Annotated in this window: 22 protein-coding genes; 15 read left to right on the top strand and 7 right to left on the bottom strand. The window is 69.5% G+C overall.

Features of this window, described 5'->3' with window-relative positions:
• Nucleotides 1-67: 67 nt before the first annotated feature.
• From bchF to puhE, 13 genes are read left to right on the top strand one after another with little or no spacing between them, the layout of a single operon-like run.
• Entirely contained in the window at nt 68-574 is a 507-nt protein-coding gene (gene bchF / locus ASG40_RS05715; protein ID WP_055882231.1) for a 2-vinyl bacteriochlorophyllide hydratase, read from the top strand.
• Nucleotides 571-1,863 (top strand): ferredoxin:protochlorophyllide reductase (ATP-dependent) subunit N, encoded by a 1,293-nt coding sequence (locus ASG40_RS05710; RefSeq protein WP_055882224.1) that lies wholly within the window; start codon nt 571-573, stop codon nt 1,861-1,863. The genes bchF and ASG40_RS05710 overlap by 4 nt, the downstream gene beginning before the upstream one ends.
• A gap of 4 nt (nt 1,864-1,867) precedes the next feature.
• Nucleotides 1,868-3,484 (top strand): ferredoxin:protochlorophyllide reductase (ATP-dependent) subunit B, encoded by a 1,617-nt coding sequence (bchB, locus tag ASG40_RS05705; RefSeq protein ID WP_055882221.1) that lies wholly within the window; start codon nt 1,868-1,870, stop codon nt 3,482-3,484.
• Nucleotides 3,459-7,217, top strand: a complete 3,759-nt coding sequence (locus ASG40_RS05700; protein WP_055882218.1) for a magnesium chelatase subunit H — start codon at nt 3,459-3,461, stop codon at nt 7,215-7,217. The genes bchB and ASG40_RS05700 overlap by 26 nt, the downstream gene beginning before the upstream one ends.
• Entirely contained in the window at nt 7,214-8,107 is an 894-nt protein-coding gene (gene bchL, locus ASG40_RS05695; RefSeq protein ID WP_055882215.1) for a ferredoxin:protochlorophyllide reductase (ATP-dependent) iron-sulfur ATP-binding protein, read from the top strand. The genes ASG40_RS05700 and bchL overlap by 4 nt, the downstream gene beginning before the upstream one ends.
• Before the next feature lie 14 nt (nt 8,108-8,121).
• A complete protein-coding gene (gene bchM / locus ASG40_RS05690) occupies nt 8,122-8,820 on the top strand; it encodes a magnesium protoporphyrin IX methyltransferase (RefSeq protein WP_055882211.1) in 699 nt (232 codons plus the stop codon).
• Nucleotides 8,817-10,262 (top strand): BCD family MFS transporter, encoded by a 1,446-nt coding sequence (locus ASG40_RS05685; protein ID WP_082494393.1) that lies wholly within the window; start codon nt 8,817-8,819, stop codon nt 10,260-10,262. The genes bchM and ASG40_RS05685 overlap by 4 nt, the downstream gene beginning before the upstream one ends.
• 19 nt (nt 10,263-10,281) lie before the next feature.
• Nucleotides 10,282-11,055, top strand: a complete 774-nt coding sequence (gene puhA / locus ASG40_RS05680) for a photosynthetic reaction center subunit H (protein WP_055882419.1) — start codon at nt 10,282-10,284, stop codon at nt 11,053-11,055.
• Nucleotides 11,052-11,732, top strand: coding sequence for a photosynthetic complex putative assembly protein PuhB (puhB, locus tag ASG40_RS05675; protein WP_055882208.1), 681 nt, complete (start codon nt 11,052-11,054; stop codon nt 11,730-11,732). The genes puhA and puhB overlap by 4 nt, the downstream gene beginning before the upstream one ends.
• Before the next feature lie 11 nt (nt 11,733-11,743).
• Nucleotides 11,744-12,232: a photosynthetic complex assembly protein PuhC gene (gene puhC, locus ASG40_RS05670; RefSeq protein WP_055882206.1), complete on the top strand. Its 489-nt coding sequence runs from the start codon at nt 11,744-11,746 to the stop codon at nt 12,230-12,232.
• Nucleotides 12,232-12,537: a hypothetical protein gene (locus ASG40_RS05665; protein ID WP_055882203.1), complete on the top strand. Its 306-nt coding sequence runs from the start codon at nt 12,232-12,234 to the stop codon at nt 12,535-12,537. Before puhC ends, ASG40_RS05665 begins: the two co-directional genes overlap by 1 nt.
• Nucleotides 12,534-13,625 carry a magnesium-protoporphyrin IX monomethyl ester (oxidative) cyclase gene (gene acsF / locus ASG40_RS05660; RefSeq protein ID WP_055882195.1) on the top strand — a complete coding sequence of 364 codons (1,092 nt, stop codon included), beginning with the start codon at nt 12,534-12,536 and terminating at the stop codon, nt 13,623-13,625. Before ASG40_RS05665 ends, acsF begins: the two co-directional genes overlap by 4 nt.
• A gap of 1 nt (nt 13,626) precedes the next feature.
• A complete protein-coding gene (puhE, locus tag ASG40_RS05655) occupies nt 13,627-14,442 on the top strand; it encodes a putative photosynthetic complex assembly protein PuhE (protein ID WP_055882192.1) in 816 nt (271 codons plus the stop codon).
• Nucleotides 14,443-14,484: 42 nt separating this feature from the next.
• On the opposite strand, the gene ASG40_RS05650 is transcribed toward puhE, so the two are convergent.
• Together ASG40_RS05650 and ASG40_RS05645 are read right to left on the bottom strand one after the other, a co-directional pair.
• A complete protein-coding gene (locus ASG40_RS05650) occupies nt 14,485-15,585 on the bottom strand; it encodes a polyamine ABC transporter substrate-binding protein (RefSeq protein WP_055882187.1) in 1,101 nt (366 codons plus the stop codon).
• A complete protein-coding gene (locus ASG40_RS05645; protein ID WP_055882184.1) occupies nt 15,582-15,944 on the bottom strand; it encodes a RidA family protein in 363 nt (120 codons plus the stop codon). Before ASG40_RS05645 ends, ASG40_RS05650 begins: the two co-directional genes overlap by 4 nt.
• 245 nt (nt 15,945-16,189) lie before the next feature.
• On the opposite strand from ASG40_RS05645, the gene ASG40_RS05640 reads away from it, so the two are divergent.
• A complete protein-coding gene (locus ASG40_RS05640; protein ID WP_055882181.1) occupies nt 16,190-16,456 on the top strand; it encodes a GlsB/YeaQ/YmgE family stress response membrane protein in 267 nt (88 codons plus the stop codon).
• Between the two features lie 123 nt (nt 16,457-16,579).
• Here ASG40_RS05640 and ASG40_RS05635 read toward each other — a convergent pair whose 3' ends face one another.
• From ASG40_RS05635 to oxc, 3 genes are all read right to left on the bottom strand, one after another.
• Entirely contained in the window at nt 16,580-16,804 is a 225-nt protein-coding gene (locus ASG40_RS05635; protein WP_055882178.1) for a YgaP family membrane protein, read from the bottom strand.
• A gap of 259 nt (nt 16,805-17,063) precedes the next feature.
• Nucleotides 17,064-18,341, bottom strand: a complete 1,278-nt coding sequence (frc, locus tag ASG40_RS05630) for a formyl-CoA transferase (protein ID WP_055882175.1) — start codon at nt 18,339-18,341, stop codon at nt 17,064-17,066.
• 231 nt (nt 18,342-18,572) lie between these two features.
• Nucleotides 18,573-20,276 carry an oxalyl-CoA decarboxylase gene (oxc, locus tag ASG40_RS05625; RefSeq protein ID WP_055882415.1) on the bottom strand — a complete coding sequence of 568 codons (1,704 nt, stop codon included), beginning with the start codon at nt 20,274-20,276 and terminating at the stop codon, nt 18,573-18,575.
• Between the two features lie 578 nt (nt 20,277-20,854).
• On the opposite strand from oxc, the gene ASG40_RS05620 reads away from it, so the two are divergent.
• Nucleotides 20,855-21,547 carry a GntR family transcriptional regulator gene (locus ASG40_RS05620; RefSeq protein WP_055882172.1) on the top strand — a complete coding sequence of 231 codons (693 nt, stop codon included), beginning with the start codon at nt 20,855-20,857 and terminating at the stop codon, nt 21,545-21,547.
• A 146-nt stretch (nt 21,548-21,693) separates the two neighbouring features.
• Here ASG40_RS05620 and ASG40_RS05615 read toward each other — a convergent pair whose 3' ends face one another.
• Both ASG40_RS05615 and ASG40_RS05610 read right to left on the bottom strand, forming a co-directional pair.
• On the bottom strand, nt 21,694-21,966 hold the full coding sequence (locus ASG40_RS05615) for a DUF2312 domain-containing protein (RefSeq protein WP_055882168.1): 273 nt from the start codon (nt 21,964-21,966) through the stop codon (nt 21,694-21,696).
• 56 nt (nt 21,967-22,022) lie between these two features.
• Nucleotides 22,023-23,072, bottom strand: coding sequence for a threonine aldolase family protein (locus tag ASG40_RS05610; RefSeq protein WP_055882166.1), 1,050 nt, complete (start codon nt 23,070-23,072; stop codon nt 22,023-22,025).
• Between the last annotated feature and the right edge of the window lie 122 nt (nt 23,073-23,194).

Below are 23,194 nucleotides of genomic sequence, written 5' to 3'. Positions count from 1 at the left end.
GGGCCTTCCTAACCTCTCCCTCAACGGCTGCCCTCCCGAGGCGGCCAGCAGGACAGGGGCGGACGCGATGGGTCCCTTCAAGGGCCAGACGGGACGACCCCTCTACACGCCGGCCGAACGGGTCCGGCGCGACGCCACGGTCTGGACCCTGGTCCAGGGCATCCTGGCGCCGCTGCAGTTCTTCGTGTTTCTCGTGAGCCTGGCGCTGGTGCTGCGCACCCTGGCCACCGGCGAGGGCGAGGCGGCGGCCAACGCCTCGGTCGTGATCAAGACCGTCGTGCTCTACGCGATCATGGTCACCGGCGCGATCTGGGAGAAGGTCGTCTTCGGCCGCTACCTGTTCGCCCCGGCCTTCTACTGGGAGGACATGGTGAGCATGGCGGTCCTGGCCCTGCACACCGCCTATCTCGCCGCCCTGCTGACCGGCCGGCTCGACACCACCGGGCTGATGCTCCTGGCGCTCGCGGCCTACGCCACCTACGCGATCAACGCGACGCAGTTCCTGCTCAAGCTGCGCGCCGCGCGGCTGCAGGCGCCGTCGGACCTCTCCTCCTTCGCGGAGGCCGCCCGATGAACGCCCACGCTCCCGTCCCCAGCCTCGACGCCGCCTGCACCGACACCGGCGTCACGATCCGCCAGGAGCGCGGCCAGCGCGCCGTCTTCTGCGGCCTCACCGGCATCGTGTGGCTGCATCGCAAGATCCAGGACGCGTTCTTCCTCGTGGTCGGCTCGCGCACCTGCGCCCACCTGATCCAGTCCGCCGCCGGCGTGATGATCTTCGCCGAGCCGCGCTTTGCCACCGCGATCATGGACGAGCGCGACCTGGCCGGCATCACCGATATGAACGACGAGCTCGACCGGGTGGTGCGCCGCCTGATCGAGCGGCGCCCCGACATCCGCCTCCTGTTCCTCGTGGGCTCCTGCCCGTCCGAGGTGATCAAGCTCGACCTCACCCGCGCCGCCCAGCGCCTGTCGCGGCGGGTCTCGCCGGACGTGCGGGTGCTCAGCTACTCGGGCAGCGGCATCGAGACCACCTTCACGCAGGGCGAGGACGCGTGCCTGGCCGCCCTCGTCCCCGAGATGCCGCGGGCCGAGGCCGACGCGGCCCCCGCCCTCCTGGTGGTCGGGGCGCTGGCCGACGTGGTCGAGGACCAGTTCTCGCGCCTGTTTTCCGAACTCGGCATCGCGCCGGTGGCGTTCCTGCCCGCCCGCAAGGCCGACGAGCTTCCCGCCGTCGGGCCGTCGACCCGCTACCTCCTGGCCCAGCCCTTCCTCACCGATACCGCCCGCGCCCTCGAAGAGCGCGGCGCCGGCCGGATCGCCGCGCCGTTCCCCCTGGGGTCGGAGGGTACCACCGCCTGGCTGCGGGCCGCGGCGGATGCCTTCGGCGTCGCGCCCGAGCGGTTCGAGGCGGCCACGGCACCCGGCCGCGCCCGGGCGGCCACGGCGCTCGCCCCCTATCGCCAGCGGCTGGCGGGCAAGCGGGTGTTCTTCTTTCCCGATTCGCAGCTCGAAATCCCGCTCGCCCGCTTCCTGTCGCGGGAGATGGGGACGCAGCTCGTGGAGGTCGGCACGCCCTACCTCCACCGCGGCCACCTCGCCGACGAGATCGCGATGCTGCCCGCCGGCACGCAGGTGGTGGAGGGCCAGAGCCTCGACGACCAGATGGACCGCTGCCGAGCGGCGCGCCCCGACCTCACGGTGTGCGGCCTCGGTCTCGCCAACCCCCTCGAGGCCGAGGGGCTGGCGACCAAGTGGTCGATCGAACTCCTGTTCACCCCGATCCAGGGCTACGACCAGGCCGGCGACCTCGCCGAGCTGTTCGCGCGCCCCCTGGTCCGCCGCACGCGGCTGGAGGTCTGAGACCATGCAGCTCACCGTCTGGACCTACGAGGGACCGCCCCACATCGGCGCCATGCGCGTGGCCACCGCCATGCGCGGCCTGCACTACGTGCTGCACGCCCCCCAGGGCGACACCTATGCCGACCTGCTCTTCACGATGATCGAGCGGCGCGATGCCCGCCCGCCGGTCACCTACACCACCTTCCAGGCCCGCGACCTCGGCTCGGACACCGCCGCGATCTTCAAGGACGCGGTGGCCGCCGCCTACGAGCGCTTCAAGCCCGAGGCGATGATCGTCGGCGCCTCCTGCACCGCCGAGCTCATCCAGGACGATCCGGGCGGGTTGGCCAAGGCCCTGGCCCTGCCGATCCCGGTGATCCCGCTGGACCTGCCGGCCTATCAGAAGAAAGAGAACTGGGGCGCCTCGGAGACCTTCTACCGTCTGGTGCGGGCGCTGTCTGGACCGCCGCCCGCCGCCGGGACCGCACGCGCGAGCGCAGACGGTCGGCGCCCCCTTTGTAACATCCTCGGCCCCACCGCCCTGGGCTTCCGCCACCGCGACGACCTCATCGAGATCAGGAGCCTGCTCGACCGGCTCGGCATCGACGTCAACGTGGTGGCCCCGATGGGCGCCAGCCCGTCCGACCTCGGGCGCCTCGGGGCGGCCGACTTCAACGTCGTGCTCTACCCCGAGGTGGCCAGGGTCGCCGCGCAATACCTCCAGAAGACCTTCGGCCAGCCGATGGTCGAGACGGTGCCGATCGGCGTCGCGGCCACCATCCGCTTCGTCGAGGAGATCGCCGCGCTCACGGGGATCGATCCCTCGCCGGTGCTGGCCGGCGCGCCCTCGCGCCTGCCCTGGTACTCGCGCTCGGTGGATTCGACCTACCTCACCGGCAAGCGCGTCTTCATCTTCGGCGACGCCACCCATGCGGTGGCGATGGCGCGGGTGGCGGCCACGGAGCTCGGCTTCAGGGTCGTGGGGCTCGGCACCTATGCCCGCGAGTTCGCCCGCGAGGTCCGGGCCGAGGCCGAGGTCCACGGCATCGAGGCGACGATCACCGACGACTACCTCGACGTGGAGGCCGCCATCCAGGCGGCCCAGCCCGAGATGGTGCTCGGCACCCAGATGGAGCGCCATATCGCCAAGCGCCTGGGCCTGCCCTGCGCCGTGATCTCGGCCCCGATCCACGTGCAGGATTTCCCCGCCCGGCATTCGCCGCAGATGGGCTTCGAAGGCGCCAACGTCCTGTTCGACACCCTCGTCCACCCCCTGATGATGGGGCTGGAGGAGCACCTGCTCGGGATGTTCCGCGAGGATCCCGAGTTCCACGACGGCGCGGCCCCCTCGCACCACACCCGCCACGGCGGGCCGAGCCCCGCACCGGTCCCCGAGGCGGCCCAGGCCGCCCTCGCCCGAGACACCCTCGCCCAACCCGCGCCGCCACCAGCCCAACCGACCGCCAAGGACACCGTCGTCGTCTCCCTGTGGGACGCCGCCGCCGAGAAGGAACTGAAGAAGATCCCGTTCTTCGTGCGGGGCAAGGCCCGCGCGAACACCGAGCGTTTCGCCCGCGAGCAGGCGCTCCCCCTCATCACCGTCGAGACGTTGTACGATGCAAAAGCGCATTTCGGTCGCTGAGCCCACTCCGGTGCGCATCGTCATCGTGACGATGGACACCCACCTCGCGAGCGCCGTCGACCGGGCGCGCCGCGACCTGCAGCGCGACATCCCCGGCCTCACCCTGGTCCTGCACGCGGCCACCGAGTTCGGGGACCATCCCGAGAAGCTGGCACGCTGCCGCGCCGACATCGCCGCGGGCGACATCGTGATCTGCGCGATGCTGTTCATGGAGGATCACTTCCAGCCGATCATCGCCGACCTGCGCGCCCGCCGCGACCATTGCGACGCGATGCTGTGCATGATGAGCGCCAGCGAGGTGACCAAGCTCACCCGGGTCGGCGCCTTCTCGATGGACGGCTCCAAGAGCGGCGGCGCCATGGGCCTGCTCAAGCGCCTGCGCGGCGCGCCCAAGGAGCGCAGCGCCAGCGCCGGCGCCGAGCAGATGAAGATGCTCAAGCGCCTGCCCAAGATCCTGCGCTTCATCCCCGGCACCGCCCAGGACGTGCGCGCCTACTTCCTCACCCTGCAGTACTGGCTGGCCGGCTCGGACGAGAACGTCCTCAACATGATCCGCGCCCTGGTGGACCGCTATGCGAGCGGCGAGCGCAAGGTCCTGCGCGGCCGGTTGAGGGCCGCGGCCCCCGTCACCTACCCGGAGGTCGGCGTCTACCATCCGCGCCTCCCCGGCCGGATGTCGGAGTCCCTCGACGACCTGCCGTCCGCCGGCAGCCGCGGCACCGTCGGCGTGCTCGGCCTGCGCTCCTACATGCTGGCGGGCAACGCCGCCCATTACGACGGCGTCATCGCCGCCCTGGAGGCGCGTGGCCTTCGCGTCATCACCGCCTTCGCCAGCGGCCTCGACTCGCGCCCGGCCATCGAGCGGTACTTCCTCAAGGACGGCGTCGCCACCATCGACGCGATGGTCTCGCTCACCGGCTTCTCGCTGGTGGGCGGCCCGGCCTACAACGACGCCCGCGCGGCGGAGGAGATCCTGGCCGCGGTCGACGTGCCCTACGTCGCCGCCTACCCGGCCGAGCTGCAGACCCTGGAGCAATGGGGCGCCTCGGAGCGTGGCCTCCTGCCGGTGGAGACGACCATCATGGTCGCGATCCCCGAACTCGACGGCGCCACCGGCTCGATGCTGTTCGGCGGCCGCTCCGACAAGTCGGGCGCGGCCTGCAAGGGCTGTCACGTCGCCTGCGTCTTCCCCTCGGGCGAGGACGACCGCGACATGCATTCCTGCGTCGAGCGCGCCGGCATGCTCGCCGCCCGCGTCGACCGGCTCGTGCGCCTGCGCCGCAGCGAGCGGGCCGAGCGCAAGGTCGGCATCGTGATCTTCAACTTCCCGCCCAACGCCGGCAACACCGGCACGGCCGCCTACCTCTCAGTGTTCGAATCGCTGTTTCGCACGCTGGCCGCCATGAAGGCGGCCGGCTACGCGGTGGAGGTGCCCGAGAGCGTCGACGACCTGCGCGAGCGGGTGGTGGTCGGCAATGCGGCGCGCTTCGGCGCCATGGCCAACGTCCACACCCGCATCTCGGTGGACACCCACGTGCGGCGCGAGCGGCACCTGGCGGAGATCGAGGCGCAATGGGGGCCCGCGCCGGGCAAGCAGCAGTCGGACGGATCGTCGATCTTCGTGCTCGGGGCCGAGTTCGGGAACGTCTTCGTCGGCATCCAGCCCGCCTTCGGCTACGAGGGCGACCCGATGCGGCTCCTGTTCGAGAAGGGGTTCGCCCCCACCCACGCCTTCTCGGCCTTCTACCGCTGGTTGCGCGACGATTTCAAAGCCCACGCCCTCCTGCACTTCGGGACGCACGGGGCGCTCGAATTCATGCCCGGCCGCCAGAGCGGCCTCTCGGCCACCGACTGGCCGGACCGCCTGATCGGCGACATGCCCAACCTCTACCTCTACGCGGCCAACAATCCGTCCGAGGGCACCATCGCCAAGCGCCGGTCCTCGGCCACCCTGATCAGCTACCTCACCCCCCCGATCGCCCATGCCGGGCTCTATCGCGGCCTCCTCGACGTGAAGGGCGCCATCGAACGCTGGCGCGGCACCGAGCCGGAGGCACAGGCGGAGCGCGAGGACATCGCGGTGCTGATCCAGGCCCAGGCGGCACTGGTCGACCTGGCCCAGGCGGAGCCGGCCTGGGGAACCCGCGCCGGGGCCGAGATCGCCCGCATCGGCGCCGAGATCCTCGACCTGGAATACACCCTGATCCCGCACGGCCTGCACGTGGTCGGCGAGGCCCTCTCCGTCGACGAGCGCATCGACATGCTGCTGGCCATGGCCGATTCGGCCCATGGGACCAGGCTCGACCGGGCGTCGGTCTCAGCCCTCGTCGGCGGCGCCACGCCGGAGGCGGCGCTCTCGGCCTCCGGCACGGTGCCGGTGGCCACCGACCTGCCGATCCTGCGGGAACTCGCGGCCACGAACCGCCTGCTCACCGGCGACAGCGAGGTCCCCGCCATCCTGCGGGCGCTCGACGCCCGCTTCATCCGCCCGGCCCCCGGCGGCGACCTCCTGCGCACGCCCTCGATCCTGCCGACGGGGCGCAACCTCCACGGCTTCGATCCCTTCCGCATCCCGAGCGCCTTCGCGGTCAAGGACGGGGCCATCCAGGCCCAGCGCATCCTCGACCGGCACAAGGCGGACGGGCTGCCGCTCCCCAAGACCGTCGCCATCGTCCTGTGGGGCACCGACAACCTCAAGAACGAGGGCGGCCCGATCGGGCAGGTGCTGGCGCTGCTGGGCACGCGGCCGCGCTTCGACGGCTACGGCCGGCTCACGGGGGCCGAACTGATCCCGCTGGCCGAGCTCGGCCGTCCGCGCATCGACGTGGTCGTCACCCTGTCGGGCATCTTTCGCGACCTGCTCCCCCTCCAGATCAAGCTCCTGGCCGAGGCCTGCCTCCTGGCGGCCACCGCCGACGAGCCGGTGGAGCAGAACTTCGTCCGCCTGCACGCCCTCGCATACCAGCGCGTCCACGGCGGCGACATGGAGACGGCGTCCCTCCGGGTCTTCGGCAACGCCGAGGGCGCCTACGGCTCCAACGTCAACCACCTCGTGGAGAACGGCCGCTGGGAGGACGAGGACGAACTCGCCGACACCTATGCCCGCCGCAAGGGCTTCGCCTACGGCCGCGACGGCCGCGCCGTGCAGCACGCCGCCCTCCTCAAGAGCGTGCTCGCCGACGTCGACCTCGCCTACCAGAACCTCGATTCGGTGGAGCTCGGCGTCACCACCGTCGACCACTACTTCGATACGCTCGGCGGCATCAGCCGGGCGGTCAAGCAGGCCAAGGGCGGCATCGAGGCCCCGGTCTACATCGGCGACCAGACCCGCGGCGAGGGTTGCGTCCGCTCCCTCTCCGAGCAGGTCGCCATCGAGACCCGCACCCGCATCCTCAACCCGAAGTGGTACGAGGGCATGCTCGCCCACGGCTACGAGGGCGTGCGCCAGATCGAGACCCACCTCACCAACACCGTTGGCTGGTCGGCCACGACCTCCCAGGTCGAACCCTGGGTCTACAAGGAGATCACCTCGGTCTTCGTCCTCGACCCGGCCATGCGCGAACGCATGGCCGCTCTGAACCCGACGGCGTCGGCCAAGGTGGCCCAACGCCTGATCGAAGCGCACCGGCGCGGCTTCTGGACCCCCGACGCGGAGACGCGCGACGCGCTCGACCGCGCCGAGGAGGAACTGGAAGACCGTCTCGAAGGCATCACCACTGGGGTCGCAGCATGAACATCGCCATCAGGAACCCCGTCGTCTCGCGTCAGCCCGAGGGCAGCGTCCAGGTCGAACTCGACCCGACCCTGAAGATCGGCACCGCCAAGGTCTTCGCGGTGTACGGCAAGGGCGGCATCGGCAAGTCGACGACCTCGTCGAACCTGTCGGTGGCCTTCTCCAAGCTCGGCAAGCGCGTTCTTCAGATCGGTTGCGACCCCAAGCACGATTCGACCTTCACGCTCACCAAGCGCCTCGCCCCGACGGTGATCGACGCCCTCGAGGCGGTCGGCTTCCACTCCGAGGAGTTGCGGATCGAGGACTTCGTGGCCGAGGGCTACAACGGCGTCATGTGCGTGGAAGCCGGCGGGCCTCCGGCCGGCACCGGCTGCGGCGGCTACGTCGTCGGCCAGACCGTCAAGCTCCTCAAGGAGCATCACCTCCTCGAGGACACCGACGTCGTCATCTTCGACGTGCTCGGCGACGTGGTCTGCGGCGGCTTCGCCTCGCCGCTCCAGCACGCCGACCAGGCGCTGATCGTCACCGCCAACGACTTCGACTCGATCTTCGCCATGAACCGGATCGTGGCCGCCATCCATTCGAAGTCGAAGAACTACCCCGTGCGCCTGGGCGGCGTCATCGCCAACCGCTCGGCCAAGACCGACGAGATCGACCGCTTCAACGCCGCGGTGGGCCTCGAGCGCATCGCCCACTTCCCCGACCTCGACGTGGTCCGGCGCTCGCGCCTCAAGAAGTCGACCCTGTTCGAGATGGAGCCGACGCCCGAGCTCATCGCGGTCACCGACGAGTACATGCGCCTGGCCGCCCACCTCTGGGCCGGCGGCAAGCCCCTCTCGGCGATGCCGATGAAGGACCGCGACCTCTTCGAATTCCTTGGCTTCGACTAGGGGGAGACGGGCCGATGACCAGCGCATCCTACGCCGAGCGCCGCTCGCAGCTGACCACCTACTTCGACCGCACCGCGGTCGACGCCTGGGCCCGGCTCACCACCGACGCCCCGGTCTCGAAGATCCGCGCCACGGTGCGGGCCGGGCGCGACGCCATGCGGGCCAACCTGCTGTCGTGGCTGCCCGAGGACCTCACCGGCAAGCGCGTGCTGGACGCCGGCTGCGGCACCGGCGCGCTCAGCGTCGAGGCGGCCCGGCGCGGGGCCGAGGTGGTGGCCATCGACGTCTCGCCGACCCTCGTGGGCCTCGCCCGCGAGCGCAGCGCCGAGATCCTGGGCGGCGAACGCATCGACTTCCGGGTCGGCGACATGCTCGACCCCTGGCTCGGGCGCTTCGACCACGTCGTCGCGATGGACAGCCTGATCCATTACAACGCCGCCGACATCACCCGGGCACTGGCAGAACTCGGGCTACGCACCGACGGGTCGGTGGTGTTCACGGTGGCCCCGCGCACGGCGCTGCTCACCCTGATGTGGACGGCCGGGCGGCTGTTCCCGCGCGGCGACCGGGCGCCCGCCATCGTGCCGATCACCGAGGGCGCCCTGCGCAGGCGGATCGCCAAGGAGGCGGTGCTCCAGGGCTTTGCCGTGAAGCGGACCAAGCGGGTCAACAGCGGCTTCTACCTGTCGAACGCCATCGAGCTGGCGCGATGAAGATTGGCGGCCTCACCACGCGGGCGCTAATGCGGCTGGGGCCCGGCATCATGCCGTTCATGCCCTTCGCCGACGCGGCGACGCCGGAGCTGCCGCTGGGTCGGCTCCTGCGGCTGTCGCTGTTCCAGGTCACCGTCGGCATGGCCGCCGTGCTGCTCATCGGCACCCTCAACCGGGTGATGATCGTCGAACTCGCGGTGCCGGCCTGGATCGTGGCCGTGATGCTGTCGCTGCCGCTGGTCTTCGCCCCGCTGCGGGCCCTCGTGGGCTTCCGCTCCGACACCCACCGCTCGGTGCTCGGCTGGCGCCGCGTCCCCTACATCTGGTTCGGCACGCTGCTGCAGTTCGGCGGCCTCGCCATCATGCCCTTCGCCCTCCTGATCCTGTCGGGCGACACCACCGGCCCGGCCTGGCCCGGCCATGTGGCGGCAGCCCTCGCCTTCGTCATGGTGGGTGCGGGCCTCCACACCACCCAGACCGTGGGCCTGGCGCTGGCCACCGACCTCGCCCCGGCCCACGCCCGGCCGCGGGTGGTGGCGCTGCTCTGCGCCATGCTGCTGGTCGGCATGGTGGTGAGTGCGGTCGTCTTCGGCCTGGCGCTCGCCAACTTCTCGCCCCTGAGGCTGATCCAGGTGATCCAGGGCACCGCCGTGGTCACCATCGTGCTCAACGGCATCGCCCTGTGGAAGCAGGAGGCCCGCCAGCCCGGCCGCACCGACCGCTCGGCCCCGCGCCCGTCGTTCTCGGACTCCTGGGCGACCTATGCCGGCAGCGGGCTCGCCCGCCGGCGCCTCGTGGCCACCGGCCTGGGCACCGCCGCCTTCTCGATGCAGGACATCCTGCTCGAACCCTACGGCGGCCAGATCCTGCGCCTGCCGGTGGCCACCACCACCGCTCTGACGGCGATGCTGGCGGCGGGCGGCGGCATCGGCCTCTTCCTCGCCGCGCGCTGGCTCAACCGGGGCGGCGACGCCTTCCGGGTCGCCGCCTCGGGCACGGTGGTGGGGATCCTCGCCTTCTCGGCGGTGGTGTTCGCCGCGCCATTGGGGTCGGCCCAGCTCTTCGCCACCGGCGTCCTGCTGATCGGGTTGGGCGGCGGGCTGTTCGCCCACGGCACGCTGACGGCCTCCATGGCCAAGGCCGGCCCGGAGGACACCGGCCTGGCGCTCGGCGCCTGGGGAGCGGTCCAGGCGAGCGCCGCCGGCGTGGCCATCGCGGCGAGCGGCATCCTGCGCGACGTCGCCTCGCATCTCGCCGAGTCGGGGGCCCTGGGCGAGACCCTGAACGATCCCGCCACCGGCTATCTCGTCGTCTACCACCTCGAGATCGCGCTCCTGTTCGCGACCCTCGTCGCGATCGGCCCGCTGGTGCGGGACACGACCTCGCGCCGGTCCGGCGGGCTCGCCCTGCCGGCCACCATCCACACCCATCCAACACACTGAAGACCGGGGAGGAAGTCCGATGCCAAGAGGTGAGATCACCGGCTACGTCGACGTGGCGCAGGTCGTATTGTACGCATTCTGGATCTTCTTCGCGGGGCTGGTCTTCTACCTGCGCCGGGAAGACCGCCGCGAGGGCTACCCCCTCGAGTCCGAGGCGATGGCCGGCCGGCCAAGCCCCGACCCGATCCTGATCCCCACGCCCAAGTTCTTCCACCTGTCGAACGGCGAGACCAAGAGCGCGCCGCAGACGGGCGGCCCCAACGCCTGGAACTACCGCGGCCACAAGCACGAGATCTGGCCCGGCGCGCCCCTGGAGCCCGACACCGACGGCCTCCACGACGCCATCGGCCCCGGTTCCTACGTCGACCGCGACGATCATCACGACCGCACCTGGGACGGCGAGAAGCGCATCGTCCCGCTGCGGGTGGCCGATCACTTCGTGGTGCACGAGGCCGGCCCGAACCCGATCGGCCGCGACGTGGTCGGCGCCGACCGCAAGGTCGCCGGCACCGTCAGCGACCTCTGGGTCGACCGCGGCGAGTCGATGATCCGCTACTACGAAGTCGAACTGAGCGCCGGCGGACGCCGGGTGCTGATGCCCGGCGCCTTCTGCAAGCTCGGCCTGTTCTCCGGCGTCGTCCAGACCGAGGCGCTCCTCGCGTCGCAGTTCGTCGACATCCCCGGGACCAAGGACGCCGATTCGGTCACCCTCTACGAGGAGGAGCGGATCATGGCCTTCTTCGGCGCGGGCACCCTCTACGCCACCCCCCAGCGCCAGGAGGCCATCCTGTGAGCGAATCCGTCAGCCTTCCCCCCAACGCCTTCGACGCCCCTCCGGGCCTGCCCGCCCCCCTGCCTGCCGGGGAACACGTTCTCTGGCAGGGCCGCCCCCGCGCCGCCGGGATCGCCTTCCGGACGCTCCACGTCGGCCTCGTGGCGGCCTGGTTTTCCGGATTGACCCTCTGGGCCGGCGTGCCGCTGCTGGCCGAGGGCCGGTTCGTCGAGGCGGCCGTGGCCGTCGGACCGACCCTGGCCCTCGGGGCGGGCGCCATCGGACTGCTCGCCCTGATCGGCTGGCTGACCGCGCGCAGCACCACCTACACGATCACCAACCGGCGCCTCGTCATGCGCTACGGTGTCGCCCTGCCGATGACCCTGAACCTGCCCTTCGCGCTGATCGAGGATGCGGGCTTGCGCCGCTTCCGCGACGGCACCGGGGACCTGCCGATCCTGTTGCGTTCCGGCAACCGTGTCGCTTACCTTCATCTCTGGCCGCACGCACGGCCCTGGCATGTCAGCCGGCCCGAGCCGATGATGCGGTCCGTCCCCGACGCGGGGGAGGTGGCCGGCATCCTGGCCCGCGCCATCGCCGCCACGCTGGAACCACAACGAGAAGAATCGGCAAGCCCGGTGATCGTCGCGCGGCCCCGTAGTGCCCCGCGTCCCCCGCGCCTCGCCGCCGCGAGCTAGGGAGCAGGACGATGTCCGACACGACGGCAAAGTCAGGGACGAAGGGGGGAGGGCCGGTTCCGGGCCTGATCCTGACGGGGGCGGCGGGCCTCCTGGGCTTTGCCATGCTCGCGGTGATGATCGGCCGCGAGGAGCGGATCGGCATCACCGAGATGCCCCCGGCGCAGATGCTCAAGACGGTGGAGATCCGGGCCGACGACCAGACGGACGGATCGATCACCATCCGCGACGACCGCACCGGCGATCTGATCTTCACGGTGGAACCGGGCCAGGACAATTTCATCCGCGCGACGCTGCGCGGCTTCGGGCAGTCCCGCCTGCGCAGCGGGCTCACCCGCGACCAGCCGTTCCGGCTCACGCGCTTCGACGACGGCAGCCTCCAGCTCGAGGACGAGCAGACAGGCCGCAAGGTCAACCTCGGTGCCTTCGGCCCCGCCAATGCCCAGGCCTTCGCCCGGCTGATGCCGGCCCTCGAGGCCGGCGCCGGGGTGGTGCGATGATGGGCTGGGCAAAGACCTGGGGACGCCGGGTCGTCGAGGTGCCCTGCACCGTCGAGATCGAGCAGACGCCCGAGAGCCTCCACGCCCACGTCGTCCTCGACGCCGCCTTCGAGATCGAGCCGGGCGACGAGGTCCAGGTCCACGATTCGCCGACCTCGGTGCCCTACGGCGAACGCATCGTCGTCCACCGCACGGCCACCGTGACGCGGGCCGGCCCGGTCGAACGGCTCTGGACCAAGCTCACCGGCAATTTCGAACTCACCGAACTCTACGAAGTCAGCTTTTCCGAGAGGAGGCGCCTGTGAACGTGTCGATCCAGCATCAGGCTCCCAAGGGCCATCAGCCGAAGTACCCCCTCAACGAGGGCACCAAGGCGGCGCAGGAGACGACCTTCCTCAGCCCGCGCTTCTACACCACGGACTTCGTCGAGCTCGACCGCACCGACGTGGAGCCGGTGCGCCGGCAGTGGGACATCCTCATCGCGGAGCTGAAGGCCGACCCGAACAAGCGCCACTTCGTCCGCAACGAGGAGTTCGACATCGACATGTCGGGCCTCGATCCGGACCTGCGCAAGGAGTTCATGGACTTCCTGGTCTCGTCGATCACCGCCGAGTTCTCGGGCTGCGTGCTCTACGCCGAGATGCGCAAGCGCGCCAAGAATCCCGACATCCGCGAATTGTTCGGCCTCATGAGCCGCGACGAGGCGCGCCATGCCGGCTTCATCAACGACGTGCTCAAGGACTTCGGGATCGGCGTCGACCTCGGGTTCCTGACCAAGTCGAAGAAGTACACCTTCTTCCGGCCGAAGTTCATTTTCTACGCCACCTACCTCTCCGAGAAGATCGGCTACGCCCGCTACATCACCATCTTCCGCGAACTCGAGAAGAACCCTGAGAAGCGCTTCCACCCGATCTTCAAGTGGTTCGAGAAGTGGTGCAACGACGAGTTCCGGCACGGCGAGGCCTTCGCCCTGCTCATGCGCGCCAACCCGAAGCTGACGACCGGGCTAAACCGCTACTGGATCAAGTTCTTTCTGCTCGCGGTCTTCGCAACGATGTACGTGCGCGACCATTGCCGCCCGCATTTCCACAAGGCGCTCGGGGTCGATCCGACCGAGTACGACTTCCAGGTGTTCCGCATCACCTCGGAGATCTCCAAGCAGACCTTCCCGCTCACCCTCGACCTCGACAACCCGAAGTTCAAGCAGGCGCTTGATCGGCTCCTGACCTGTTCGAACGGGATCGCGGACGCGAAGGCTCAAGGCGGCCTGATCGGCAAGCTCAAGCACGGGGCCTGGATCGCGGCCTCGGCGGTCAACTTCGCCCGACTCTACGCCCTGCCGACCATCGACAACCCGATGCCGGCCGAGATCCGGCTCGAGCCGGTCTGGTAGCATGGCCGCCTATGCCGTCCCCGCCCTCTACGCGATCGTGGTGTGGTGGTTCTCCACCGGCGTGATCCTGTTCCTCGACCTGCGGCCGCGGCATACCCATGGGTGGAGCATGGCGGCGGGCACCCTGGTGCTCGCCGGCGCGCTCTTTGCGATCGGCACCAGCGCCGGTGACGCCAGCGAGGCGGGGGTCTACACCGCCTTCACCGGCGCGCTGCTGGTCTGGGGCTGGCAGGAGATGAGCTACTACATGGGCTTCATCTCCGGCCCGCGCACCACCGGCTGCGCGCCCGGCACGCGGGGCTTCGCCCGCTTCCGGGCCGCGGCCGCCACCAGCCTGTGGCACGAGGCGGCGATCGTGGCCGGCGCGCTCGCCATCCTCGCCATGACCTGGGACGAGCCCAACCGGTTCGCCCTGTGGACCTACCTGATCCTGTGGGGGATGAACCTCTCGGCCCGCCTCAACATGTTCCTGGGCGTGCGCAACCTCAACGCGGAGTTCCTGCCCGCCCACCTGAGCTACCTGTCGTGCTTCCTCACCAACAAGCCGATGAACCTGCTGTTTCCCGTCTCCGTGAGCCTCGGGACGGCGCTCACGGTGATGCTCGGCATGGCGGCCTTCGACGGTGCGGCTCTCCCTCACGAGGTGGTCGGCCTCACGATCCTCACCACCATGATGGCGCTCGCCACCCTGGAGCATTGGTTCCTGATGCTGCCTCTGCCTGCGGCGGCCCTATGGAACTGGAGCCTGTCGGGGGCCAAGGGATCGGCGCTCGACGGCGCCGAGGCCGGGCCCGCGGCCTCGGGCGATATCCATTAGGATCGCGCAACCCGGAGGGCGGCAGCGGCGCCGCCCGCCCGGTCACCGCCCCGTGCGCACCCGCGTCCAGGCCCGCGTCACGAAACGTTGCGTGCGGTCGTCCCAGGCCGTGTTGGTGAACAGCCGGGCCATGGTCGCCTCGTCCGGGTAGATGCCGGGATTGGCCAGGATCTCGGGCTTCACGAAGGATTTCGCCGCGAGGTTGCCGCTGGCGTAGGAGACGAAGTTCGCGTTGGCGGCGGCCACCTCGGGTCGCAGCATGTAGTCGAGGAAAGCATAGGCCTCCGCCGGGTGCGGCGCGTCCTTGGGAATGGCGAAGGCGTCGAACCACATCAGGGCGCCTTCCTTGGGGACAAGATAGGCGATCTCGACGCCGTTCTTGGCTTCCTCGGCGCGCTTCCTGGCCTGCATGACGTCGCCGGAGTAGCCGACCGCGAGGCAGATATCGCCGTTGGCCAGCCCGTTGATGTATTCCGAGGAGTGGAATTTCCGCACCGAGCCGCGCACCTTGTAGAGGGCGTCGGTGACCTGGGTGATGTCGTCCCAGCGCTTGCTGTCGGGCTTGAGGCCATAGGCCGGCAGCATGCTCGGGATCAGGTCCTCGGGGGAATCGAGCATCATCACCCCGCAGTCCTTCAGCTTGGCGAGCAGGGCGGGGTTGAGCACGAGGCTCCAGGTGTTGAGCGGCTGGCTCGCCCCGAGGCGCTCGCGCACCGCCGTCACGTTCACGCCGATGCCGGTGGTGCCCCACATGTAGTCGACGGCATGGAGGTTGCCCGGATCGTAGACGGACAGGCGCTGGGCGATCTCCGGCCAGGCGTTCTTGAGGTTGGGGAGCTTGCCCTTGTCGAGGGGCTGGAACACCCCCGCCCTGATCAGCCGCTGCAGGAACGGCCCGGAGGGCACCACCACGTCGTAGCCGGATTTGCCGGCGAGCAGCTTGGTCTCCAGGATCTCGTTGTTGTCGTAGGTGTCGTAGACGACCTTGATGCCGGTCTCCTTGGTGAAGGCCTCCAGCATCACGGGGTCGATGTAGTCCGACCAGTTGTAGATCGTGACGACGCGCTCGGGCGCCTGCGCGGCGGCCGGGCCGGCCCCGCACAGGGCGAGGGCGAACGCCGCGAGCAGGGCCCGGCGCTTCACCGGGCGGCCCGCGCGGCGACGACGACGATCTCGACGAGGTAATGCGCCTCGCACAGCCTGGCCTCGACGGTGGCCCGGGCCGGCGGGTTGCCGCGGTCGACCCAGGCCTCCCAGGCCTCGTTCATCTGCGCGAAGGTGGCGATGTCGGAAAGGTAGACCGTCGCCGAGAGGATGCGACCCTTGTCGCTGCCGGCCAGCGCCAGCAGGCGGTCGATCTGGCCCAGGATCTGGGCGGTCTGTTCGGTGACGCCGGTCCCCTCCGGCTCGGCCGCGGTCTGGCCGGCGAGGAAGACGAGGTCGCCGTGGGTGACCGCCTGGGACATCCGGGGGCCTGATTCGAAACGCGTGATCGCCGTCATCCGTCGGGTCCCGTTCATCGCGGCCCGCCCGTCGCGCGCCGCTCCACGGCAGCGTTTGTGCCGCGCGAAGGGCGCCGGCGTAAAGGGGCGGTTCGTCATGGGCGAATCGCACTGGCAGATCGCAGGCGGCGATCGTATGGCGGTGCGACAAAGTCGAGGGCGACCGCGCAACCGTTCCAGGGGTGCGGCGTTTGCTCTGCACGGAATGGCCAAGTCGCTTCGACCGCGGCTACGAGGATCGCACCATGGGTATCATCGGCACCATCATCATCGGCTTCATCGCCGGTATCATCGCCAAGTTCATCATGCCCGGCCCCAACGAGCCGTCGGGCTTCATCATGACCACCATCCTCGGCATCGTCGGCGCCTTCGTGGCCACCTTCATCGGCCAGGCCGTGGGCTGGTACGGCCCCAACCAGGGTGCTGGCTTCATCGGCGCCATCGTCGGCGCCATCGTGGTGCTGGCCATCTACGGCTTCATCGCCAGCCGCCGCACCACCACCACGTACTGATAACGGCTGAACCATCGCGGCGCGCACCCAGCGCGCCGCCCGACGAAAAAGGGGTGCCTCGCGGCACCCCTTTTTCGTGTCCGGGCCGGACATCGTGGTCCGGCCCGCTCCATGGTGGTGGGGTCAGGCGGCCTGCCGGGTCACCGACTTGATGGCGCAGTGACCGGTGGCGCCGCGCATGGCGAGGCCCGCGCCGACGATCAGGGCCGCCAGGCTCAACCACTTGTTCGGGCGGGGCTGCGCCGCGGCGGCGGCGATGCCCAGGCCGAGCACGACGGACACGGCCCGCTCGGTGGTGGTGAGGTTGCGCTCGCCGTTGAAGATGTCGGGGATCATGTCGTTGGCCATGGGGTATCTCCGTTTTCGAGGGATCGCGGGGCGAACGCCGCAAGCGCGGCCGCGTTCCGAACGAAGCGATACTCTGCGACCCTACGGGCGCCGTCCGGGTCGATCGCAACTCCCGAGCGTGCCGTCCGGACGGCGTACCGGTCTCGGCCAAAAAAAGTGCGCGGCCCCGACGTTGGTCGAAGCCGCGCAAGGTGGGAGGGGAGGAACCCGGATCGCCATGACCGCGACCGGGAAAGGGAAAGACAGTGAAGGGGGCGCGCTACTCCGCGGCGAGGCCGGGAACCGCCCCGGTGGCACCGGATCGGGCGATGGCCGCGCATTCGCCGTCGGAATAGCCGAGGACGTCGCGCAGGATCTCGGCGGTGTGCTCGCCCAGGAGCGGCGAGCGCGTCACCTCGCACGGGCTCGCCGACAGCTTGATGGGGTTGCCCACCGTCAGATACGGCCCGCGGGTGGGGTGATCCACCTCCACCAGGGTGCCCGAGGCCCGAAGCGCCTCGTCCTCGGCGATCTCCTTCATCGAAAGGATGGGTCCGCACGGGATATGGAGCTCGTTGAGGACCTCCATCGCCTCGAACTTGGTCTTGGACATCGTCCAGGCCTCGATGCGGGTGAAGATCTCGTTGAGGTGCGGCAGCCGTGCCTTGGGCGTGGCGTAGTCCGGATGGGTCTTCCAGGTCGGCTCGCCGATGACGTCGCAGATCTTGGCCCAGACCGGCCCCTGCGTGATGAAATAGAGGTAGGCGTTCGGGTCGGTCTCCCAGCCCTTGCACTTGAGGATGCGCCCGGGCTGGCCGCCGCCGGAGTCGTTGCCGGCCCGCGGCACCGAATCCCCGAACGGGATGCCCTCGCCGAACTGGCTGTATTCGCGCAAGGGACCACGCTCGAGGCGCTGCTGGTCGCGCAGCTTGACCCGGCAGAGGTTGAGGACGCTGTCCTGCATCGCGCAATCGACCCGCTGGCCGAGGCCCGAATGGGTGCGGTGGAACAGGGCGGTGACGATGCCCAGCGCCAGATGCAGCCCGGTGCCGGAATCGCCGATCTGCGCGCCGCTCACCATCGGCAGGCCGGTGCGGAAACCGGTGGTCGAGGCGGCGCCGCCGACGCATTGGGCGACGTTCTCGTAGACCTTGCAGTCCTCGTAGGCCCCCGGCCCGAACCCCTTCACCGAGGCGAGGATCATGCGCGGGTTGGCCGCCTGGATCGCCTCCCAGGTCAGCCCCATGCGGTCGAGGGCGCCGGGCGCGAAATTCTCGACGAGGACGTCGCATTCCTTCACGAGGCGCCACATCACCTCGATGCCGGTGGGCGTCTTGGTGTCGAGGGTGATCGAGCGCTTGTTGTGGTTGAGCATCGTGAAATACAGGCTGTCCACGTCGGGGATGTCCTGCAGCTGCTCACGGGTCGCATCGCCGATGCCCGGCCGCTCGACCTTGATGACGTCGGCCCCGAACCAGGCCAGAAGCTGGGTGCAGGTCGGGCCGGATTGCACATGCGTGAAGTCGAGGATCTTCACGCCGTCGAGAGCCTTGCTCATGGGACGCTCCCAGATGGATAGCGGTCGGCGCAGGACCGGGAACGGCCCCGAAGGCCGACCCCAGCCGGTTTCCTCATCCTAAGGCGCCGGAGCGAAGCGGAGGCCTCGAAGGAGCCCGCCCGTTCGCGCGGTGATGTCCGGAGGTCTCCCTCGAGGCCCGCCGGGGCGGACACCTCAGGATGAGGACGCGGGGGGGTCGGATGCCACGGGACATCCGACCCCTTCGTGCCCCTACTTCTTCTTCACCACGCTCTGCGGGTTGAGGCTGCCGATGTTGCCGCTCTCGGTGCCGGCCTGGGGGTCGATTACCGCGTTGATGAGGGTCGGCTTGCCGGAATCCATCGCCGTGTTCACGGCCCGGAGCAGCTCGTCGGGCGTGGTGACGTTGACGCCGACGCCGCCGAAGGCTTCCATCATCTTGTCGTAGCGGGAGTCCTTGACGAACACCGTCGTGGCCGGATCGCGACCGGTCGGGTCGGTGTCGGTGCCGCGGTAGATGCCGTTGTTGTTGAACACCACGATGCAGACCGGCAGGTCGTAGCGGCAGATGGTCTCCACCTCCATGCCGGAGAAGCCGAAGGCCGAGTCGCCCTCCACCGCCAGCACCGGCTTGCCGGTCTCCACGGCCGCGGCGACGGCAAAGCCCATGCCGATGCCCATGATGCCCCAGGTGCCGACGTCGAGGCGCTTGCGCGGCTGGTACATGTCGATGATGCCGCGGGCGAGATCGAGGGTGTTGGCGCCCTCGTTCACGAGGATCGCGTCCGGCCGCTCCTTGATGACGGTGCGCAGGGCCCCGAGCGCGCCGTGGAAGTCCATGGGCGCCGCGTTCTTGCGCAGCTTGCCCGCCATCTTGGAGAGGTTCTCCTCCTTCTTGGCGGTGATCGCATCGGTCCAGGCCGCGGGCGGTGCCGCCCAGTCCTTGCCCATGCCCTTGAGGAGGGCCTCGACGCAGGACTCGATGTCGCCGACGACCGGGGCGACGATCTCGACGTTCGAGTCCATCTCCTTGGGCTCGATGTCGATCTGGATGAACTTCTTCGAGCCGGGCGCACCCCAGGTCTTGCCCTTGCCGTGCGACAGAAGCCAGTTGAGGCGGGCGCCGATCAGCAGGACCACGTCGGCGTCCTTGAGGACGAGGGAGCGGGCGGCGCCGGCCGACTGGGCGTGGGTGTCGGGCAACAGGCCCTTGGCCATGCTCATGGGCACGTAGGGGATGCCGCTGGTCTCGACCAGCGTGCGGATCGCCTCGTCGGCCTGGGCGTAGGCGGCGCCCTTGCCGAGCACGATCAGCGGCCGCTTGGCGCTCTTGAGCACGTCGAGGGCGCGGGCGATGGCGGAGGGGGCGGGCAGCTGCGCCGGCGCCGCGTCGATCACCTTGACCAGCGACTTCGCGCCGGCCTCGGCCTCCATCACCTGGCTGAACAGCTTGGCCGGCAGGTCGAGGTAGACGCCGCCCGGACGGCCCGAGACGGCGGCGCGGATGGCCCGCGCCACGGCGATGCCGATGTCGGCGGCATGCAGCACGCGGAAGGCGGCCTTGCACAGGGGTTTGGCGATGGCGAGCTGGTCCATCTCCTCGTAGTCGCCCTGCTGCAGGTCGACGATCTCGCGCTCGGAGGAGCCCGAGATCAGGATCATCGGGAAGCAGTTGGTGGTGGCGTTCGCCAGAGCGGTGAGGCCGTTGAGGAAGCCCGGCGCCGAGACGGTCAGGCAGATGCCCGGCTTCTTGGTGAGGTAGCCGGCGATGGCCGCGGCATTGCCGGCGTGCTGCTCGTGGCGAAAGGAGATGACGCGCATGCCGGCGGCCTGCGCGAGGCGGCCGAGGTCGGTGATCGGGATGCCGGGCACGCCGTAGATGGTGGTGATGTCGTTGAGCTTGAGCGCGTCGATGACGAGGTGGAAGCCATCGGTCAGCTCGGGCTCCGGCGTCATGACGGGGCCGTTGGCGGGGGTCGTCGGGTTGTCGGGCGACGTGCTCGTGGTGACGTCGGACGCGGAAAGACCGTTGTCGGTGACCGTGCTTCTATCCATGATCGTTCCCTCCGGGTCGTGGCGCATCGTTTGAGTGCGGCGCCGTTTCTTGATCGTGTCCGACAGCGTGACGTCCCGCATCGGTCGGGCACTGGTGGGGCCTGCGCTGAAGGCGCGGGACCGCTTCGAGCCTGCAACGAGGACGGGTGGCCCGACTCGTGTGCGCTTTTCGATTTGCCAGTTTCAGAATGGTGGCATACCAAATACCAGGTGTCAAACCTGCGTCGGTTGGCCTCAAGCGGCGGGTTTCGGGAAAACGGGGGAGGCGGCCCGATGACGGCCTGGCGGGACCGGCGATGCAGATCCGGGCGACGATGGCGGTGCCGCTGTGTTCGCCATGCGAGGACATCGAGCGATGAGCTGGGTATCGGCCGGGCGATCACCGGTCGGTTTTCTTGTGTTTTAAGACCGAATTTGGCATGCGTGGCACCAAACGCGTTCCGTGCCGAGCGTCGTGTAGCTTCGTATCTGGTGAAAAAATGACGACGTCGGACACCTTTCGAGTCAAGTCCATCGCTGCGACTTCGAGCCTGCGCGCCCTCGCCTATGCTTCCCTGAAGGAAGCGATCACGAACATGAATATTTACGGACAGCGCGAGGAGGTCCGCCTCGACGAGCGAAAGCTGTCCCTGGACCTCGGCGTGAGCCGCACGCCGGTGCGCGAGGCGCTCACGGTGCTCGAACAGGAAGGGTTCGTTCGGTTCGAGGCGCGCCGCGGCGTGTTCGTCATCAAGAAGACCAAGCGGGAGATCGTGAGCATGATCCAGGCTTGGTCGGCCCTGGAGAGCATGGCGGCGCGACTGGCCTGCGAGCGGGCTTCCGACGAGAAGCTGCACAGCCTGCGCCACCAGTTTCCCGAGTTCTTCGAGGGCCAGCCGTCGGACCACCTCTACGAGTACTCGGAGGCCAACATGCGCTTCCACCAGACGATCATCGCGCTCGGCCAATGCGAGGTGATCGAGGACATCACCAGCAACCTGCTGATGCACGTCCGCGGCATCCGCAACACCGCCCTGCGCCAGGGCGACCGGGCGGCCGACTCCATCAAGGAGCACGTCAAGATCATCGACGCCCTCGAGGCCCGGGACGCCGACCTCGCCGAGCGCCTGGTGCGCGAACACGGCCTCGGCCTGGCGCGTCACGTCGAACAATACGGCGACTATCTCGCCTGATCGGCGCCCTCTCCGACGGTCCTTGGGAGCCTCAAGATCCCGGGAGGCGCGTCGTCCCTGCCCCCGGGAGGTCGGGACGACGCGCCATCGGGCGGGCGCCGCACCGGACCGTCGCGGTCAGCCCCTCGTCGTCTGTCGTCCGTCCCTCACGCGGCTTGCGCGATCGGGGCGGGGGAGGGGGCATCCATCGCGCGCAGGTAGACGTCAAGCAGGGTCTCGTGCTCGTCGCGCTCGTCCTGGTCGAGCTTGCGCAGCTTGAGGATCTCCTTGAGGATCTTGACGTCGAGGCCTTCGCCCTTGGCCTCGGCGAACACCTCCTTCTTGCCCTCCATGAGCCCCTTGATCTCCTCGTCGAGCTGCTCGATGCGCTCGATGATCGACCGAATGCGATCGCCCGCGATCCCTACCGTGTCGGACATGGTGACTCCCTGATGCCTGAGGAGCGGCAACCTCGATCAATCGGGTAAGCGGGAGGTTAAGGATGGCCGGCCGCCGTCACGAGGGCACGCAGGTCGGCGACGAGGTGGTCGATCCGGGCCGGGTCGGCGTCCCAGGAGAACATGAACCGGGCCGCCCCGCCGATGAAGGTGTAGAAGCGCCAGCCCTTGTCGCGCAGGGCCTCGGCGACGGTATCGGGCAGGGCGAGGAAGACGGCGTTGGCCTCGACGGGAAACAAGGGTGCGAGGCCGGGCAGGCCGGTCAATCCTTGCGCGAAACGGCGGGCGCAGGCGTTGGCGTGGGCGGCGTTGCGCAGCCAGGTGCCGCCCTGCAGGAGCCCGACCCAGGGGGCGGAGAGGTAGCGCATCTTCGAGGCGAGCTGGCCGGCCTGCTTGCAGCGATAGCCGAAATCCTCGGCCTGCCCGGGATCGAAGAACAGGATCGCCTCGCCGGCGGGCAGGCCGTTCTTGGTGCCCCCGAAGCACAGGACGTCGACGCCGGCCTTCCAGGTGATGTCGGCCGGTGCGCACCCCAGGCTGGCGCAGGCGTTGGAGAAGCGCGCCCCGTCCATGTGCAGGCTCAAGGACAGCTCCCGGCACACGGCGGCGATCGCCACGACCTCGGCCGGCGTATAGACCTGCCCCGTCTCGGTGGGCTGGGTGATGGTGACGACGCGGGGTTTGGGGAAGTGGATGTCCTGGCGCCGCGTCGCCAGCGCCCGGATCGCGGCCGGCGTCAGCTTGCCGTCGACGCACGGGGCGGTGAGCAGCTTCGAGCCGTTGGAGAAGAACTCCGGCGCGCCACACTCGTCGGTCTCGACATGGGCGGAATCGGCACAGATCACGCTATGATAGGACTGGCAGAGCGACGCCAGGGCCAGCGAGTTCGCGGCGGTGCCGTTGAAGGCGAGGAACATCTCGCATTCCGTCTCGAACAGCGCCCGGAAGGCGCTGGCGGCCCGCGCCGTCCAATCGTCGTCGCCGTAGGCCGGGGCGTAGCCAGCATTGGCCTCGGCCATCGCCGCCCAGGCTTCGGGGCAGACGCCGGAATAATTGTCGCTGGCGAATTGCTGCGGGGCGTCGGTCATCGCGGGGTCCGTCAAGCGAGGGTGGTGCCGGCGAGGTAGTGCAACGGCCGCGTCTCGCACAGCGCGGGCCGGACCTCATACAAAATCCGTTCGATTGCTTCGCAATGCGGATTTTGGCTTCG

The sequence above is a fragment of the Methylobacterium sp. Leaf399 genome (genome assembly GCF_001424525.1).
Taxonomy (GTDB): domain Bacteria; phylum Pseudomonadota; class Alphaproteobacteria; order Rhizobiales; family Beijerinckiaceae; genus Methylobacterium.
The sequence above is the reverse complement of the archived record's forward strand: the minus strand, read 5'-3'. Positions and strand labels throughout refer to the sequence as shown.